The following is a 17,316-nucleotide window of genomic DNA, read 5'->3' on the forward strand; positions in this document are numbered from 1 at the left end:
AGGGCGGAACAACTCGTAGTAGTGATGAAGTCCCCGAAACGGGATGGAGCGAAGGGGTTGTGTTATGGAGCCAAATTCAATGAGCCAACCAGCAATGGGAGGAGCCGATGAGTGAGGCAAAGCCGTTCTGTATTTCCAAGTGGGAGATCTGGGAGGCGTACAAACGAGTAAAAGCGAACCAGGGAGCGGCAGGGGTCGACGAGCAGACGATCGCGGATTTTGAAAGGGACCTAAAAGGGAACCTGTACAAGATCTGGAATCGGATGTCGTCAGGCAGTTACTTTCCGCTGCCGGTGCGGACGGTGAAGATCCCGAAAGCAAACGGTGGGGAAAGAAAACTGGGCATACCGACCGTATCGGATCGGATCGCGCAGCAGGTGGTGAAGTCGAGACTGGAGCCGGCGGTGGACCCGCTGTTCCATCCGGATTCCTACGGGTATAGACCGGGGAAGTCGGCGCTGGATGCAGTGGGGCAAGCGCGGCAGCGATGCTGGCGTTATGACTGGATCGTCGATCTGGACATCAAAGGCTTCTTCGATAATATCCCGCAAGATCTTCTGATACGGGTGGTGAAGAAACACGCCAAGGAACAATGGATGGTTCTCTACATTGAGCGGTGGCTGAAAGCGCCAGTGCAAGAGGAGGACGGCCAGTTGGTCCCGCGTGAAAAGGGCACGCCGCAAGGCGGGTCATCAGCCCTCTGTTGGCCAATCTGTTTCTGCATTATGCCTTTGATCGGTGGATGGCGAAGCGGTATCCGCAGTTGCCGTTTGAGCGTTTCGCTGATGATGCCATCGTGCATCGCAGGACGGAAGTGGACGCCCAGGAGGTTCGGGCAGCGATAGCCGCACGATTGCAGGAATGCGGGCTGGAACTTCATCTGGAGAAGACGAAGGTTGTCTATTGTAAGGATGATGACCGGCGAAGGACACATCCAAACGAGAAATTCGATTTTCTGGGGTACACGTTTCGGCCGCGGAGATCGAAGAATCGGAAGGGGAAGTACTTCATCAACTTCAGTCCAGCAGTTTCTGATAAGGCGGTGAAAGCGATCCGGGCGGAGATTCGACACTGGAACCTGCATCTACGCAGTGACAAGTCAATCGAGGATCTGTCGCGGATGTTCAATCCGATCCTCCGAGGGTGGCTTCGGTATTATGGGAGATTTTACCGGTCGGCGCTCTATCCGCCGATGCGTCAATTGGATCGATCACTGGCCCGCTGGGCTCACCGGAAGTACAAGAAGTTGCGCGGACATCTACGCAGGGCGACGCACTGGGTCGCGCGCATCTCGAGACGCGATCCGACGCTGTGGGCGCACTGGCAGTTGGGTGTGCGGCGTGGCTCCATGATGGGAGCCGTGTGAGCGGAGACGCTCAAGCACGGTTCTACGAGAGCCTCGGGGTGCAACTCCCCGGGGCCACTCACCGCAATGTTTATGTTCGCAGCCAACGGGCGGGCGAGCGGGTGCTGCGATGGCTGCGCAAGCTGTACGCGCAACTGCGCCTGCGGGTGAACGAGAAGAAGACCGAAGTGGGTCCCGTCTTCGGCCGCAAGTTCCTCGGCTACTGCCTCCGGCGGTGGTCAGGCGGCGCGGTCAAGATCGCGGTTGCCCCCAAGGCGATCGATACGTTCAAGCAGCGCATCCGAACCATCACCAAGCGGGTCGGCGGCCGGAGCATGTCCCAGGTCGCGGAGCAGATGCGGGTCTACCTGCCGGGCTGGAAGGCATACTTCCGCTTGGCGCAGACCCCGCAGACCTTCCAGAACCTGGACTCATGGACACGTCGCCGCCTTCGGGCCATCCAGCTCAACCACTGGCGGAGCGGGTCCGGGGCTTATCGCGGCTTGCGCCGTCTCGGGATGCCACACGAGTTGGCCAGTCTCGTAGCCTGTGGGGGTGGTCGCTGGTGGTACTACAGCAAGGCTGCACTGAACAGCGTCCTCACGGTCCAGTACTTCGATAGTCTGGGCTTCCCACGACTCGCATGACCTCAACTTCTCGAACCGCCCGGTGCGGACCCGCATGCCGGGTGGTGTGGCAGGGGCGCGGCTTACGCCGCCCCCTATGCCGATCAGGGGCGATTTCTACGGCAGCGGGGCGCGTTTACCGGCGACGGATTCTCCTTTTCCGATTTTCTCTCTGCATTTCCGTCGCGTCCCGCTTGACTCCTCCAGCCTTGCTCCGCTAGGCTGCGCTAGATGTCATATCAACGTGATCCGAGCCACGCGGGAGGCGAACCTTCCCTCCGGGACTACTCCCGTCGAAGAGCGCTTCAGATCTTAACAGGCTTCCTGGGAACGGCGGCGATACCTTGGCCGCGGGAAGTCCACGCCGAGGGCGGCACCGCCGCATCCGGTCTCGTCCTTCCCGATACGCACTGGAGTGCCGCAGTTCCGACCGGGCTCATGCCGCAAAAGCTCCCGCTCCTGCGACTCAGTGATCGGCCGATCGTCCTGGAGACCCCTCGCCCATTTTTTGAATCGCTCCTTACGCCGAACGCGGCCTTCTTCGTCCGCTATCATCTCGATGTCATTCCAAATACGATCGATCTCTCTCAGTGGCGGCTTTCGGTCGGCGGCAACGTATCCCGGCCTCTGCAGTTCTCCTTTTCCCAGCTCCTTTCCCAGTTCGAGCCAGTCTCCGTAGTCGCGGTCAATCAGTGCACGGGGAACTCGCGCAGCCGCTTCTTTCCCCGACTCCCGGGAACCCAGTGGGGCAACGGCGGCATGGGTAATGCCCGTTGGACGGGAGTGCGCCTCATGGATCTTCTCGATCGGGCGGGTCTTCGACCTCACACCGTCGCCCTCCGTTTCCAGGGCCTCGACTTCGGGCGCGGCGCGGAGGGAACTCCGTCCCATTCTTATTCTAAGTCTTTGGACCCGGGAGACCCGATCCTGCAGGATTGCCTCATCGCCTACCAGATGAATGGCGAACCCCTTCCGATGCTCAACGGCTTTCCGGTCCGACTGATCGTTCCTGGTCGCTTTTCCACCTGCTGGATCAAGCATCTGAGCTGGATCGAAGCTCTCACCGAGCCCGATTCGAGTCATTGGATGGTGAACGCCTACCGGCTCCCCAAGCAGCCTCACCACTCCACGACACCGGAAGAAGTGGCCTCGGGGAAGGTTTCCACGATTCCCGCCAGCCACACACCCATGCCCGTCCGCTCCTTTTTTGTCCTGCCGGATGGTTCGTCCAAGCTGGTCGTCCATCTGCCGACCGAGATCAAGGGGATCGCTTTCAGCGGCTCGGGAGGAATTCGTCAAGTCGAGATCTCCACCGATGGAGGCCGAAGCTGGAGACTCGCCCGGCTCGATCCCGACTTGGGGCCCTATTCCTTTCGCGGCTGGAGGCTGGCGTGGACTCCGCGGCAGCCGGGAGAGGTTGAGCTTCGCTGTCGTGCGACGGACGGAAAAGGCAACGTCCAGCCAACGGAGCCGATTTGGAATCCCGGAGGGTACGCATGGAATGTCGTCGAAGCGCAGACCGTTTTTGTGGGGGAAACCGCTTGAGCCAGCATCTCTTCCGCCCCATCGCCGTAGCGGTCGTTTTCCTAACCCTTTATGCCGCAGTTGACTCTGCTCTTGCGGGTCCCGACGGTCTATCCGAAGCTGGCGTTTATGCGCTCGATTCCTCTGGCTTGATCCTACCGGTCTCTCCCTTTCCGGGAAATGCGACGTCGTCCTATTCCGTGGGAGCCTATCCGCTCGCTCCCACTTCCTTGGTGCGAGGAAGCGGCCAGGAGCTCGTCGAAAGCTACTGCTCGATCTGCCACAGCGTGACCCTGATCGCCGCGCAGCCCCATTTCCCACGCGAACTCTGGAAAAAGGAGGTGGACAAGATGATTCACCTCGGAGCGCCCATTCCCGCGGAGATGGTCGGACAGATCGTCGACTATCTGCAGAAGCACTACGGACCCCTCCCGGAGGGGAACTCGTCTTCCGTTCCCGCGCCAAAGACGAACCCATGAAGCCGGCCGTCAGGCCCGGAGAGGCGCACAGCCTCGCGTTCGCGGAAGACGAGTCCTGTCCGAAGATCAGTACCGGTAACCTTCCGACTTGTAGGGTCCGGACGGCGGCACGCCCAGATAATCGGCTTGAGCCTCCGTCAAGCGGGTGAGCTTCGCGCCTAGATGCTCCAGATGGAGCCGAGCAACCCGCTCGTCCAGGATCTTCGGGAGAACGTAGAGCTGGCCACGCGCATAGCGCCTGGTCTCCCGTTCTCTCCAGAGTTCAACTTGAGCTAGGACCTGGTTGGTGAAGCTGGCGCTCATGACAAAGCTCGGATGCCCGGTGGCGCAACCCAGATTCACAAGCCGCCCTTCGGCCAGGACGAAGAGGCGCTTGCCGTTCGGCCAAAGGAAAAGATCCACCTGGGGCTTGATCTCGACTCGACGGAGCTTCGAATCGCCATAGAGAGTAGAGACGTCGATCTCGCTATCGAAATGACCGATGTTGCAGACGATCGCCCCGCTTTTCATCTGCTCCATATGTTCCCGCCGAATCACATGGATGCAGCCGGTGGCCGTGACGAAGATATCTCCGGTCGACGCGATCTCCTCGAGCGTCGTCACCTCGTAACCCTCCATCGCCGCCTGCAGGGCATTGATCGGGTCGACCTCGGTCACCACCACGCGCGCGCCCATTCCGCGAGCGGAGCGGGCGCACCCTTTGCCGACATCGCCGAATCCGCAGACGACGACCGTCTTCCCGGCGATCATGACGTCCGTCGCCCGCTTGACTCCGTCGAGGAACGACTCGCGACAGCCGTAAAGGTTATCAAACTTGCTCTTGGTGCATGAGTCGTTCACGTTGAATGCCGGTGTTCCCAAGATGCCCTTTGCGGCGCGTCGCGCCAGCCGATGGACTCCTGTCGTCGTTTCTTCGGAGATTCCAAAGATTCCTGGAAGGAGTTCGGGATGCTTTTCGTGAATCCGCTCGGTCAGATCGCCCCCGTCATCGAGGATCATGTTGAGAAAGGAGCCGTCGGGCCAGCGCAGCGTCTGTTCGATACACCAGAGGTATTCTTCCTCCGTCTCTCCCTTCCAGGCAAAGACGGGAATCCCGCGCGCAGCAAGAGCCGCCGCCGCGTGATCCTGCGTGGAAAAGATGTTGCAGGAGCTCCATCTTACCTCCGCGCCCAGGGCGATCAGGGTTTCGACAAGGACCGCGGTCTCCACCGTCATGTGGAGGCAGCCGGCGATGCGGGCTCCTCGCAGCGGCTGCGTCGGACCCAGATCTTTGCGCAGAGACATCAGTCCGGGCATCTCCGCCTCGGCCACCTCGATTTCCCTTCGGCCGAATTCGGCCAGCGTCATGTCCTTGACTCGGAAGTCCTCGACGGAAAAGACCTGCTTTTCTTTCGTTTCTACAATCGTGCTCATTGGAAATGTTCCTTTCTGAATTTCGTAGCTTCTAGCGGTCGAGCATCTTCCGGAGAAGAGCGGCGCGATCGGTCCGCTCCCAGGGAAAACTGTCGAACTCGTCTACCCGCCCGAAGTGGCCGTAATTGGTCGTATGCCGATAGATCGGACGGAGCAGGGAGAGTTCCTGGATGATCTCCGCAGGCTTGAGCCGGAATGCCTGCCGGATCGCCTCCACGATCTTTTCCTCTCCCACCTTCCCGGTCCCAAAGGTATCGACAGCGACCGAAACAGGGTCAGGATAGCCGATCGCATAGGCGAGCTGCACCTCGACTCGGTCTGCGGCACCCGACGCTACGACATTCTTGGCGACGTACCTTGCCATATAGGCCGCACTGCGGTCGACCTTCGATGGATCCTTTCCGCTGAAGGCTCCCCCGCCATGGCGACCCATTCCGCCGTAGGTATCCACGATGATCTTGCGTCCGGTCAATCCGCTGTCGGCTTCGGGGCCGCCGACGACGAAGCGTCCGGTGGGATTGATGAAATATTGGGTCGAGCGATCGAGCAACTCGGGCGGAATCGCTTTTGCCACCACCTCAGAAAGCACGAACTCCCGGATCGCGTCCTGACCGATTTCCGGCGTATGCTGCGTGGAAACCACGACCGCCTCGACATGGACCGGCCGATATCCCTCATAGAGAAGGGAGACTTGCGCTTTTCCGTCGGGACGAAGCCACGGCACCGCTCCGCTGTGACGCAACTCGGCCAAACGGCGGCAAAGATGATGAGCGAAAATGATGGGAGCGGGCATCAGCTCGGGAGTCTCTCGGCAGGCGAAGCCGAACATCATGCCTTGATCCCCGGCCCCTTGCACACCAGGAGTCGCACCGTGCGTTCCATCGACACCCTGAGCAATGTCCGGACTCTGCTGAGAGAGCGCGTAGACGACCTGCAACTTGTCGGCATGAAAGATTTCGCCCGGCTCGTCATAGCCGATCTCCCGAACCCGTTCGCGAGCGATCTGGATATAATCGAGCTTCGCCCGTGTCGTGATCTCTCCAGCGAGAACCAGGAGATTGCTCTTCACGAGCGTCTCGCAGGCGACTCGGCTCTGAGGATCTTGCTCCAGGCAGGCATCGAGGACTGAATCCGAAACGGCATCGCAGACCTTGTCCGGATGCCCTTCGGTTACCGATTCCGAGGCGAATACATGTTTTCTAGGGATCACGACGCGATTCTTACGGAAAGAATCAGCCGTTGGCAACAGAAATATTAATTGATAAACATAGGTCGATGCATACGAATTCCGCCCCCTTGCCGGCCCGGTCCAGCGATCGTCTGCGCCGCCTCTGGTCGATGCTGGGCGATCTCACGCGGCTGCGCATCCTCGCCCTGTTGCAAAAACTGGAACTTTCGGTCGCAGAGCTTTGCGAGGTGCTGCAAGCCAGCCAGCCGGCGGTCTCGGGCCATCTCGCCCTGCTTCGAACCGAGGGACTGGTCCTCGCCCGCCGGCAGGGTCGGAAAACCTTTTACTCTCTTTCTCCCGAGCGGAACGAGGCGGAAGCTCGTCTCGCCGCCACGGCCCTTCTCCTTCTAGCGGAGAGCGGAGAGGCAGAGGGCGATCCGGAGCGGCTGCGCAAGGTCGTCGAGAGGCGGAAGAGAGAAACCCGAGCCCATTTTAATCGCATGGCAGGGCGGCTCGGGGGCGCCGCCTGTCCCGGACGCGGCTGGCCCGCTGTAGGCCCTCTTCTTGCCCGGCTGCTTCCTCCGGTCACCATCGCCGATCTTGGGTGCGGAGAGGGCTGGCTCTCGCAGCTTCTTGCCCAGCGGGCGAAACGCGTGATCGCCGTGGACATTTCCCTCAAGATGGTGGCTTTCGCCACGCGGGAGGCCAAGAAGAGAAACTTTACCAATCTCGAGTTCCGCGTCGGAGACCTGCAGAGCCCGCCCATCCCGCCGGAAAGCGTCGCGATTGCCGTATTGAGCCAGGCGCTCCACCATGCCCCAAGCCCCGAGGAAGCCATCGCGGCCGCCTCTCGGATTCTTCAGCCTGGAGGGACGCTGGTGATTCTCGACCTGTCCGAACACTCTTTTGAAGATGCCCGTACGCTTTACGGTGACTATTGGCTCGGCTTCTCGGAGAGCGATCTCGAAAAGTGGCTGACTGCGGCTGGATTCGGCGAGATCCAGATCCAACCTCTCGACTCCGATCCCGATGCGCCGCACCTTCGCGCGCTTTTGGTGAGCGCAATCAAGCCGCTCCGAACGCCTTCCCACGTGCGCCGACCGGAACGAGTCAGCGGCTGATGTCGTTTTGGGAAAGCACCCGGAACTGGTTTCGCATCAGGACCGATCTAGCCAATTCGTCATCCTCCACGCGGAGGGCGAGGACGGCCTTCCCGTAGGGCCGGGTCATGAGCGGGTAGCTGAAGTAGATATTGATCTCGGCTTGCAGGAGGGTTGCCAAGAGCTTTCGCAGGTCGTCCGCGCTTTGAGGAAGCTCCACGGCGACCAAGGTCGATTCATTGAACGCAATCTGATGCTCGTGAAGAAGAGATCGGGCGCTCGCCGGATCGTCCACGACCAATCGGACCACAGCGGCGTCAACCGAATCGAGAATCGTAAAGCCGACAATATCCACGCCACCACTGGTGAGGAGACGCACCAGATCGAGCAGTCGGCCCGCCTTGTTTTCCATGTAGACGGAAAACTGGATGATCTTCTCCGTATTCCCTTCCCGAGCCGTTTGCAAACCCACAGGAACTCCTCTCCGCTTTCCTTAAGCTCCACCCGTTCCCGAGCTGTTGGCGCATAACAGCCAACGGAAACGAGATTTCATGAAGTATTATCCAAGGCATTGACCACCAACGCAAGAAGAGCCGCGCGGTGCTTTCCTCAATTTTCTGTCGCAGGACTGGTCCCTTTCCGGAAGTTCGCCCGCATCCATCGGCTCATGCGGCCGACCGCCTCCTCAAGATCGCCCATGCGCGGGCTGAAGCTGCAGCGGAGATACCCCTCCCCAGAAGGGCCAAAAGCGCTCCCCGGAACTACCGCGACCCGCGCCTCCCGCAAGAGGCGAAACGCGAACTCTTGGGAAGAGAGACCGAACGGAACGATCGATGGGAAAAGATAAAAGGCGCCTTCCGGACGATGGCAGGGGAAACCCAAGGCGGTCAGGCTGCGCCAGAGATAGTTCCTCTTTCTCTGATAGGAGCGCCGCATCGACTCGACTTTGGCCGCCCCGTGCTCAAGGGCCTCGATCCCGGCCTCCTGGCTCAGGATCGGCGCGCAGAGCATCGAATATTGATGAATCTTGACCATCGCGGCAATCAGGGAGGTCGGCCCACAGGCCCAACCGAGGCGGAATCCGGTCATCGCGAATGCCTTCGACAACCCGTTGAGCACCACTGTTCGTTCCTTCATTCCGGGCAAGCCGGCGATCGAGCGGTGCCGCTTCTCATACGTCAACTCGGCATAAATTTCATCGGCGAGGACGACCCAGTCGTTCTTCGCGGAGATTGCGGCGATCCCTTCCAACTCTTCCTCGTCTACCATCGTGCCGGTAGGGTTCGCCGGCGCATTCAAGAGCAGCGCCTTGACTCCCGGCTTCGCCCTTTGCGCTACTGCCTGCGCTCGCAACCGGAAGCCGTCTTCAAATCGAGTGGGGATTCCGACCGGAACCCCGTGGGCAAGCAGAACGCCGGGGGAATAGGCGACATAGCTGGGTTCCGCGTAGAGAATCTGCTCCCCCGGATTAATGATCGCGCGCAACGCGCAATCGAGCGCTTCGGAAACACCAACCGTTACCAGGATTTCTCCTTCTGGATCGTAGCATACTCCGGTGAGCCGCTCCATGTAACGGCTGATGGCTTGGCGCAGGCGCAGCAACCCGAGATTCGAGGTGTAGCCGGTCTTTCCCGATTCGAGCGCAAAGATCGCTTGCTCACGAATGTTCCAAGGAGTCGACTCTCCTGGTTCTCCGATGCCAAGGGAAACGATCCCCTCCATCGACTGCACGAGATCAAAAAAGTCGCGGATTCCTGACCGCGGAAGATCCTGTACATGCCGCGCGACCCAAGACGTTTCATCGGGGACAAAGGGCAGAATTTTCCCCGTTTGGGGACCAGGCGCCGGTTGCATGCCACTCCTCCTCACGGGCTGACCGGCAGGCGATTCGTGGCGACCGCCTCTCCGACAAGGATCCCTTGCTCCTTATACGTTCGCAACATGAAATGCGTTGCCGTCGAGGTCACCCCACGAAGCGTCGCCAGCTTCTCGGAGACAAAGAGAGCGACCTCCTGGAGAGTCGAGCCTTCGAGGAAGACCAAAAGATCGTATCCCCCGCTCATCAAAAAGCAGGAAGTGACTTCGGAATAACGGGCGATTCTTTGAGCCAAGCGGTCAAATCCACCTCCTCGCTCGGGAACGAGCTTCACCTCGATGACGGCCTTTACGGTTCGGCGCTGCGCCTTTTCGTCATCGATGATCGCCTTGTAGGCAAGAATGACCTTTTCGTTTTCCAGCCGCGCGACCTCCTGCTCTACTTCCGAAGGCTCGCGGCCCAAGAGCTTCGCCAAGATTTCGGAGGAGCGAAGCGGATTTTCCTCAAGCAGACTGAGCAACTCGGTCGAAAAAGAAGCTTCTTTGCTCATAGGAGAATCATCTTTCCGTCCACGCGAAAGAGCGAAGAAACCGATTGGCCGTTGTGGATCCGCTTGATCGCCTCCCCCAAAAGAGGCGCGACATCAAGCACGGTCACGTTCACTCCCTCGATCGAGGGGATCGGCACTGTGTTCGTGATAATGAGCTCCTCCAGGCATGACTCTTGCAATCGCTTGATTCCCATTGGATTTAGCACAGCATGCGAAATGCCGGCGAAGATACGGCGCGCTCCCGTCTCCTTCAGGATTCGAGCGGCCGAGGTTACGGTGCCCGCCGTCTCCGTGAGGTCGTCGACGATCAGGACATCCCGTCCGGCGACATCGCCCACGACGAATTGAGCTTCGGTATGCTCGGCATCGACTCGGCGCTTGACTACCAGCGCCAGCCCGGCATCAAGCACCTGCGCATAACCGGAGGCGAGCTTGATTCCACCGACATCCGGAGAGACGACAACTAGGTTCGAAAGCTCTTTTGCGGCCAAATAACGGTAGAGAACGGGCGCGGCATAAAGATGGTCGACGGGAATATCGAAGAATCCTTGGATCTGCTGGGCGTGAAGATCCACCGTCAGCACGCGATTGACGCCGGCGGCCACCAGGAGATTGGCGACCAGCTTGGCGGTGATCGCCACCCGCGGGCGATCCTTCCGATCTTGCCGAGCGTAACCGTAAAACGGAATCACCGCCGTCACCCGTGCCGCGCTGGCGCGCCTGGCGGCATCGATCATGATCAGCAGTTCCATGATATTGTGATTGGAGGGCGGGCAGGTCGGCTGAACGATGAACACATCGCGTCCGCGGATGTTTTCATCGATCTTCACGAAAGTCTCCCCATCGGGAAAAGAAGATATTGTGGCTGCGCCCAGCGGGATACCGATCGACGCGACGATCCGTTCTGCCAACGGTCGGTTGGCGCTCCCCGTGAAAACGAGGAGCGGATGAGGTTCCTCTCCGTTCATTGGTTACTTCTTCTCTTTCCTCTCTTCTTTTTCGGTGCGTCGCCGGCGCCTCGCCAACGTTCCGGCATCCATGCACCGACCTGACAAAAACCGACCCGCTTTCACGAATTGCGTTCCTCTTCGGTTAGGCTGGCAAAGGAGGAAAAATGCTCGAATTCCGGAAAAAAGGGATTGTGGGCCTTTTCAAAGCCCACCGTGGTCATCGGCCCTTCCGAGGGACACAGGAGGGTCTCATCGCTCAAAGTAAAAATATGCGAGCGGACCTCCGCGAGCCATCCTCCGTAAAGAAGTGGTCGCTCTGCCTCGTCGCTGGAATCGGGGGGCAAGAGCGACCGCCCGATAAACGCGACCGGGAGATCCAAACCGCAGACCAAGTAGAGGCTCCGGCTGATTCCTTCACGGGAGGCAACGGAGCGGCGGTCCACCTGAAGTGTCCCCAAGGAAAAGCTGCGCTCCTCCTCCCCTGTTTCCGACTGAACGGGAAGAGCGCTCCGTACCTCCAACAATCGTATCCACTCGCGTTCTATGGGTTGACTTGGTTCGGTGAAAAAGAGATAGAGCGGCGCAAGAAATTCGTGTTCCACGAGCTGGACTACCGACCGGCATTCTCCGCCGATATCAATCAGGCACGCAAGCCGCGAAACGGAATCCCAGAGCACGTAGCCTCGCCGCGATTTCATCCCAATGCTCCGAAGGGTTGCAGGACTCGAAAACGCTGGATGGCCCCCCCGTTCCTGGGCAAGAGAGAGCAGGGCATCGGGACCCAAGCGCAACGCAGAGCCCACCCTGCGAAGGGCGCCAGGATCGAGAATCCCCGCTTTCAACTCGCGTAACTTTCCCAAGGACGTTTCAGAACGTTCCGCCAACCTCTCATCCGTCCACCCCAAGCCGATTTGGGCTGTCTCAAGAATGTTTACCCACCTCGGCATAGGTTCCTTCCCATCCGATGCCCGCAACTTCGACGGGTTTGGCGCCCCGGGTACGAACTTTGTGTCACATGCAGGCTAGGCCCGGCTTAAGTATTTCCCATCCGCCGTGCTGATCTTGACCTTCTCTCCCTCTTTGATGAAGAGCGGCACCTGGACGCTGAGGCCGGTCTCGAGCTCGGCTACCTTCATCACATTCGTCGCCGAATCTCCCCGCACCCCTTCCGGGGAACTCACCACCTTCAAGGCAACGGTGGGCGGGAGTTCTACGGCGGCTACCGCCTCATCGGTAAAAAGGAGATCGATCGCCTGATTTTCGGTGAGGTAGTCCTTCGCCTTCCCAACCAGATCTTCGGGGACCGAAATGCTTTCATAGCTGTCCGGATCCATGAAGACATAATCCTTGCCTTCCCGGTAGCTGTATTCGCACTTTCTCCGGGTGACGCTGACCAATTCCACCTTGTCCGACGAGCTGAAGCGTTCCACCGAAGACCTGCCCGTTTTCAGATTGCGCAGTGTCATCTGGACAAAGGCGCGGAGATTCCCCGGAGTCCTGTGTTGGGTTTCCAAAACGAGGCATACAGCCCCGTGATGGCGGATCGCCTGTCCTTTACTCACATCGCTCGCGTTCGTCATAGATAGGTTATTCTTCTTTTACATTAACTTGTGCATGGTGAGATCTCGAGAATCGACCATCCCCACCGGCCGGTTGTCCCGGTCGACCACGATGAGATCATCAATTCGATGGCTTTCAAAGAGATTGAGCACCTCCACCGCAAGCTTGTCAACTCGCACCGTGACGGGATGCTCCGTTACCACCACGGAGAGCGGCTGCTCTCCTACTCTGGGATCCCGTTCGTAGTGGCGCACGAAGTCCCCGTGCGTAAAGATCCCGACTAGAGCGCCGCCTTCATCGACCACCACGGCGCCGCCGGCCCTTTTCCGGTTCCACTCGCGAAGGGCCTCCTTCACTGCGGCTCCTCTTGGCAAAACGACGATCGCCTCTCGCGGCCGCATGATCTCGCCCACCCGCAGCAGCAGGTGACGTCCCAAGCTTCCTCCGGGATGAAGGCGAGCGAAGTCTTCTTTTCGGAATCCCCGTTTTTCCAGGAGAACCATGGCCACGGCGTCCCCGAGGGCCAACATCGCCGTCGTGCTTGAGGTCGGTGCCAAATTGTGCGGACAGGCTTCCTTCTCGACCCCGACATCGAGCACGACGTCCGCATTTTGCGCAAGGGTCGATTTGAGGTTGCCGGTCATCGCGATCACGAAAACCTTCATCCTCTTGAGGTAGGGAAGGAGACGAACGAGCTCTTCGGTCTCTCCGCTGTAGCTCAGCGCCAGCGCAGCGTCTCCCTCGCAGGCGATGCCTAAGTCTCCGTGGAAGGCGTCGACCGCATTGAGTACAACGCTGGGAGCTCCTGTGCTGGCAAGAGTTGCCGCGATCTTCTGACCGATATGTCCCGATTTCCCGACTCCTACCACGATCACCTTCCGGTTTTCGGAAATCACGTCGGAAAGGCGGCGAACCGCATCCTCGAAGGACGGTCCCAACTTTTTTTCCACCAGCCGAAGGGAATCGATCTCGGTCTCGAACACCTTTCGGCCCATCGCCAGCAGGTTCATGAAGGGATTCGATGCTACGGGCTCAGGGCACGAAAAACAACGGGCAAATTCCAGGCCTGTCTGTTTCACAAAGTTCGTGCCCGAGGCGCCGCAAATGGGCTTGGATGCGAGGCGGAGCGCAGGTTTCCCCCCGCAGTGGGTGGGATGACGACATACTGCGAGGAGGGCCAAAAACCCAAGTCCCAACGAAGCAGCCGGGTCCATTTCACAAGCCGCAGGAGAACGCTTGGGAGACAGAAGGCCAGAAGCTCACAGCCATTCGCCGAAGCGCCGGACATACCAATTCTTCACAAGCTGGGTAAGAACGCAATAGGAGAGGAGAATGCCCCAGAGCCAAAAATAGAAATTGAGGGGTAGAGGAACCAACCCAACCGCCGCTCCGAATGGTGTAGCCAGGATGACCTGTCCCACCACGAAGACCAGGATCGTGGCCACAACCAGTGGCCATGCTGCGACACTTTGAAAAAACGGAATTTTGCGGGTTCGAATCATGTGAACGATCAGGCTTTGGGAAAGAAGACTCTCGAGGAACCAGCCCGACTGAAAGAGCGATTGATGCGCCGGGCTGTTCGCCTGGAAAACGAACCAGAGCACCGCAAAGGTCGCATAGTCGAAGATCGAACTGATCGGCCCAATCATGACCATGAAGCGGCCGATACTTTCCGCCTCCCATTTCCTTGGCTTGGAGATGAACTCATCATCCATGCGGTCCCAAGGAATCAGGGTCTGCGACAGATCGTAGATCAGATTGATGATCAGAAGCTGCAGAGGCTTCATCGGGAGGAAGGGCAGCAGGGCTGCCGACCCCAAGACGCTCAAGACGTTTCCGAAGTTCGAGCTCGTCGCCATCTTGATGTACTTGACGATGTTGCCGAACATTCTCCGGCCCTCTACCACGGCCTCCTCGAGAATCATGAGACTTTTCTCCAGGAGGATGACGTCGGCCGATTCCTTGGCGATGTCGACGGCGGTATCAACGGAGATGCCGACGTCGGCCTCCCGTAACGCCGGCGCGTCGTTGATTCCATCGCCGAGAAAGCCAACGGCATGTCCTCCCGCTCGGAGCGCGCGGATGACGCGGGCCTTTTGCAACGGAGCCATCTTGACGAAGGCGCTCGTCTTCTCCGAGGCGGCGACCAGTTCCTCGTCGGAAAGCTTGTCGATCTCGAAGCCGCGCAAGATCCCTTTGATCTCCAAGCCGACCCAGTCGCAGATCCGCGCGGTCACGATCTCGTTGTCTCCGGTGATCACCTTCACCTCGACACCCGACTTCTGGAGTGCCCGGATCGCGGGTGCCGCATCGTGCTTCGGCGGATCCAGAAAGGCGATAAAGCCGCAAAAAGTAAGCTCGTTCTCATCCGCCGAGGTCAAGGTCGACCCGACTTGCTCAGGGAGCTGCTTATAAGCCACCGCCAGGACCCTCATGCCGTCGCTATTGAGCTCATCGCGTAAGGTCACGGCGTGGCGTTTCATGTCCTTGGAAAAGGGGACGATCTCCTGCCCTTTTTTCACCTGGCTGCAGGTCCGGATCATCTCCTCGACCGCTCCCTTGGTAATCAGCAAATCTTGACCAGTGGAAGTCCGGCGCGCGACGACCGACATGCGACGTCGTTCGAAATCGAAGGGAAGCTCGTCGACCTTCTGAAATTGGGGGATGAGCCGCGTCCCGATTTCGCGCTGTTCGAGGACTGCGGCATCGAGGAGGTTGCGAAGTCCGCTCTGGTAGTAGCTGTTTAGGTAGGCATATTCCAACACCTCCTGGCTTTCTTCGCCCTCCAGGTCCAAAAATCGCTCCAGAATGATCTTGTCATGCGTCAAGGTTCCCGTCTTATCCGTGCAGAGCACATCCATTGCGCCGATATTTTGAATCGCATTGAGCCGCTTAGTGATCACCTTGCGGCGGGAAAGGCTGATCGCTCCTTTGGCCAAGGCCCCCGTGACGATCATCGGCAACATCGCCGGAGTCAACCCAACGCCGATGGCCAGGGCGAAGAGAAATGCCTCGGTCCAGTTACCTTTTGTGAAGCCATTGAGCAAGAGTACGATCGGGATCATCGTGCCGATCACCTTCACCAGGAGCCAACTCACCCGGCTCACACTCTGGTCGAAGCTGGTCGTTGCCCGATAACCGCGGATCCCCTTGGCCAGCGCGCCAAAATAGCTCGACGGACCCGTTCGCAAGGCGACAGCCGTAGCGGTACCGGAGATTACGTTGGTCCCGAGAAATGCGATGTTCGGAAGGCCGAAGACGTCGACGGAGCGTTCCATCCCGCCCGCAGCGCTCGTGGCGGAATCAAACTTTTCCACCGGGAAGGACTCTCCGGAAAGAGCCGCTTGGCTAACGAAAAGATCCCGGGTGGAGAGCAGTCGCACGTCGGCAGGGATCATATCGCCTGCCGAGAGATGAATGATGTCGCCCGGGACGATTTGGCGCAAGGGAATCTCTCGCCCCCGAGCCATCTCGGGAGCAGGGAGACCTTCTTCTGACTCCGACCATCGGCGGCGGACCATGGCGGTGGTTCGGACCATCGCCTTGAGCTTTTCGACAGCTCGACTCGACTCGAACTCCTGAAAGAAGCGGAGAAGAACGCTAACCCCAATCATCAGGGCCATGATGAAGACGCCGTATCCCTCTCCGAGCCAGCCCGCCATCAAGGCCATGACCGACAGGAGAATCGCGAAGGGATTGAGGTAGCTCCGAAGGAGCATCTGCGCCCAGTTCGGCGGCTTCTCGGAATGAACTTCGTTATACCCGTGCTCTTCCAGCCGCGTTTCCGCTTCTTCCTCTTCGAGACCGGCTTCCGACGTGCGCAATTCCTGCAAGAGATCGGGCGCCGGCAGCCGGCTCAAAGTCCACAGGTGTCGAGCGATCGCTTTCTCCGTCTCTCGCAGAGCGGATTCCTTGGCACGCTCTTTGCTTTTCTTCCGTTCCAGGACCGAGCGCCAGAGGACGAGGGGAAGACCCGCGATCCAGCGGTAGATCGATTCGGTCAGATGGGTCGGGGCTTTGCTCATGGATCGGTTCCGGTCGCCCGGCGGCCATGCTTCATCTTTGCATTCGGACAATCTCGTTCGCCATCATTGAACGAGAAGGGAAGGCCACAACCGCTTCCCCTCTTACCCAAAGCTTTTCCGAGAGAAAAGCAAAAGTCTTCTTTCCCGCGGAATCCCACGGCAAGCGGCTGCTTCTTCTCTAGCCGCCACTTCTCACTAGTACGGGCTTTCGCGCGAGAGGGGTGCTGGTCGAGTCGCTTGCGAGGAGTTCCGGCCGCCAGGATCTCCTCGTGAGGCAGAATCGAGCAAGATTTCCGTTCGATTTGCCGTAACACGAGGACTGCAAAGGGCAAAAAGCCGGTTGTGGAGCAAGGCTCCGCCCGATCGTAGGCTTTGCGGAAGGAGAAGAACCGCGGTTTTGTGGAGTCGAGGAGTGGCGCGGTGCGACGTAGGAGAGCCATAGCGGGAGCTGCCCGTTTCGGTATGACAGTGCCTGAGTATCTCTCCCTATCGGCCGTTTCCACTCCCCGCTCATCAAACCGAACAGGCGGATTTCCCGCATTCGGCTTCCGGACAAGGTTGGTGCAGGATTATGCCCACGGTAAGCTCCGCGTACATCTCCCGAGGGGGATGAGGTCGAACTTGCCTTCGCTTTCTCCTGCAACGTCCTCTGGGGTAGTATCCGCTTTTTTGTGTGCGGGTCGGTTTTCCGCTTTGTTGTCTTACAGTAAAGAGAGTTGTTCTCGCGCCGTCAACTCGGACCGGCGAGACCGCTTCCCCA

General features: G+C 59.3%; 14 protein-coding genes and 1 pseudogene. 5 read left to right on the top strand and 10 right to left on the bottom strand.

What is annotated here, in order from left to right:
* Nucleotides 1–107: 107 nt before the first annotated feature.
* From ltrA to A37A_RS17135, 4 genes and pseudogenes are all read left to right on the top strand, one after another.
* Nucleotides 108–1,366: pseudogene (gene ltrA / locus A37A_RS22050) on the top strand (group II intron reverse transcriptase/maturase).
* Entirely contained in the window at nt 1,363–1,992 is a 630-nt protein-coding gene (locus A37A_RS17130) for a group II intron maturase-specific domain-containing protein (RefSeq protein ID WP_018291512.1), read from the top strand. The pseudogene ltrA and the gene A37A_RS17130 overlap by 4 nt, the downstream one beginning before the upstream one ends.
* 210 nt (nt 1,993–2,202) lie before the next feature.
* Nucleotides 2,203–3,516 carry a molybdopterin-dependent oxidoreductase gene (locus A37A_RS0110800; protein ID WP_018291513.1) on the top strand — a complete coding sequence of 438 codons (1,314 nt, stop codon included), beginning with the start codon at nt 2,203–2,205 and terminating at the stop codon, nt 3,514–3,516.
* Complete coding sequence (locus A37A_RS17135; RefSeq protein WP_018291514.1) at nt 3,513–3,974, top strand: hypothetical protein; 462 nt, start codon at nt 3,513–3,515, stop codon at nt 3,972–3,974. The genes A37A_RS0110800 and A37A_RS17135 overlap by 4 nt, the downstream gene beginning before the upstream one ends.
* Nucleotides 3,975–4,040: 66 nt before the next feature.
* Here A37A_RS17135 and ahcY read toward each other — a convergent pair whose 3' ends face one another.
* Complete coding sequence (gene ahcY / locus A37A_RS0110810) at nt 4,041–5,387, bottom strand: adenosylhomocysteinase (RefSeq protein WP_018291515.1); 1,347 nt, start codon at nt 5,385–5,387, stop codon at nt 4,041–4,043.
* Nucleotides 5,388–5,418: 31 nt separating this feature from the next.
* Nucleotides 5,419–6,594, bottom strand: a complete 1,176-nt coding sequence (gene metK, locus A37A_RS0110815) for a methionine adenosyltransferase (RefSeq protein ID WP_040889158.1) — start codon at nt 6,592–6,594, stop codon at nt 5,419–5,421.
* A 68-nt stretch (nt 6,595–6,662) separates the two neighbouring features.
* Here metK and A37A_RS17140 point away from each other — a divergent pair, with 68 nt between their 5' ends.
* A complete protein-coding gene (locus tag A37A_RS17140; protein ID WP_018291517.1) occupies nt 6,663–7,676 on the top strand; it encodes a metalloregulator ArsR/SmtB family transcription factor in 1,014 nt (337 codons plus the stop codon).
* On the opposite strand, the gene A37A_RS0110825 is transcribed toward A37A_RS17140, so the two are convergent.
* From A37A_RS0110825 to mgtA, 8 genes are all read right to left on the bottom strand, one after another.
* A complete protein-coding gene (locus A37A_RS0110825) occupies nt 7,666–8,127 on the bottom strand; it encodes a hypothetical protein (protein ID WP_018291518.1) in 462 nt (153 codons plus the stop codon). The genes A37A_RS17140 and A37A_RS0110825 overlap by 11 nt on opposite strands.
* A 137-nt stretch (nt 8,128–8,264) precedes the next feature.
* Nucleotides 8,265–9,509 carry an aminotransferase class I/II-fold pyridoxal phosphate-dependent enzyme gene (locus tag A37A_RS0110830; protein WP_018291519.1) on the bottom strand — a complete coding sequence of 415 codons (1,245 nt, stop codon included), beginning with the start codon at nt 9,507–9,509 and terminating at the stop codon, nt 8,265–8,267.
* Between the two features lie 11 nt (nt 9,510–9,520).
* On the bottom strand, nt 9,521–10,021 hold the full coding sequence (locus A37A_RS0110835) for an Lrp/AsnC family transcriptional regulator (RefSeq protein WP_018291520.1): 501 nt from the start codon (nt 10,019–10,021) through the stop codon (nt 9,521–9,523).
* On the bottom strand, nt 10,018–10,989 hold the full coding sequence (locus tag A37A_RS0110840) for a ribose-phosphate pyrophosphokinase (protein WP_020494335.1): 972 nt from the start codon (nt 10,987–10,989) through the stop codon (nt 10,018–10,020). The genes A37A_RS0110835 and A37A_RS0110840 overlap by 4 nt, the downstream gene beginning before the upstream one ends.
* Nucleotides 10,990–11,090: 101 nt before the next feature.
* Nucleotides 11,091–11,669, bottom strand: a complete 579-nt coding sequence (locus A37A_RS0110845; protein ID WP_155996641.1) for a hypothetical protein — start codon at nt 11,667–11,669, stop codon at nt 11,091–11,093.
* Nucleotides 11,670–11,993: 324 nt separating this feature from the next.
* Nucleotides 11,994–12,551, bottom strand: coding sequence for an elongation factor P (efp, locus tag A37A_RS0110850; protein WP_020494336.1), 558 nt, complete (start codon nt 12,549–12,551; stop codon nt 11,994–11,996).
* A gap of 18 nt (nt 12,552–12,569) precedes the next feature.
* Nucleotides 12,570–13,541, bottom strand: coding sequence for an SIS domain-containing protein (locus tag A37A_RS0110855; protein ID WP_018291524.1), 972 nt, complete (start codon nt 13,539–13,541; stop codon nt 12,570–12,572).
* Between the two features lie 249 nt (nt 13,542–13,790).
* Complete coding sequence (gene mgtA, locus A37A_RS0110860) at nt 13,791–16,556, bottom strand: magnesium-translocating P-type ATPase (protein ID WP_018291525.1); 2,766 nt, start codon at nt 16,554–16,556, stop codon at nt 13,791–13,793.
* Nucleotides 16,557–17,316 lie beyond the last annotated feature (760 nt).

Source organism: Verrucomicrobium sp. 3C (assembly GCF_000379365.1).
Taxonomy (GTDB): domain Bacteria; phylum Verrucomicrobiota; class Verrucomicrobiia; order Methylacidiphilales; family Methylacidiphilaceae; genus Methylacidimicrobium.

What these genes read in the sequence shown, in the direction of transcription:
- A37A_RS0110800 (WP_018291513.1), top strand. Translation starts at nt 2,203, where the DNA reads ATGTCATATCAACGTGATCCGAGCCACGCGGGAGGCGAACCTTCCCTC.
- A37A_RS0110855 (WP_018291524.1), bottom strand. Translation starts at nt 13,541, where the DNA reads ATGAACCTGCTGGCGATGGGCCGAAAGGTGTTCGAGACCGAGATCGAT.
- A37A_RS17140 (WP_018291517.1), top strand. Translation starts at nt 6,663, where the DNA reads ATGCATACGAATTCCGCCCCCTTGCCGGCCCGGTCCAGCGATCGTCTG.
- efp (WP_020494336.1), bottom strand. Translation starts at nt 12,551, where the DNA reads ATGACGAACGCGAGCGATGTGAGTAAAGGACAGGCGATCCGCCATCAC.
- mgtA (WP_018291525.1), bottom strand. Translation starts at nt 16,556, where the DNA reads ATGAGCAAAGCCCCGACCCATCTGACCGAATCGATCTACCGCTGGATC.
- A37A_RS0110840 (WP_020494335.1), bottom strand. Translation starts at nt 10,989, where the DNA reads ATGAACGGAGAGGAACCTCATCCGCTCCTCGTTTTCACGGGGAGCGCC.
- A37A_RS0110845 (WP_155996641.1), bottom strand. Translation starts at nt 11,669, where the DNA reads ATGAAATCGCGGCGAGGCTACGTGCTCTGGGATTCCGTTTCGCGGCTT.
- ahcY (WP_018291515.1), bottom strand. Translation starts at nt 5,387, where the DNA reads ATGAGCACGATTGTAGAAACGAAAGAAAAGCAGGTCTTTTCCGTCGAG.
- A37A_RS0110835 (WP_018291520.1), bottom strand. Translation starts at nt 10,021, where the DNA reads ATGAGCAAAGAAGCTTCTTTTTCGACCGAGTTGCTCAGTCTGCTTGAG.
- A37A_RS0110830 (WP_018291519.1), bottom strand. Translation starts at nt 9,509, where the DNA reads ATGCAACCGGCGCCTGGTCCCCAAACGGGGAAAATTCTGCCCTTTGTC.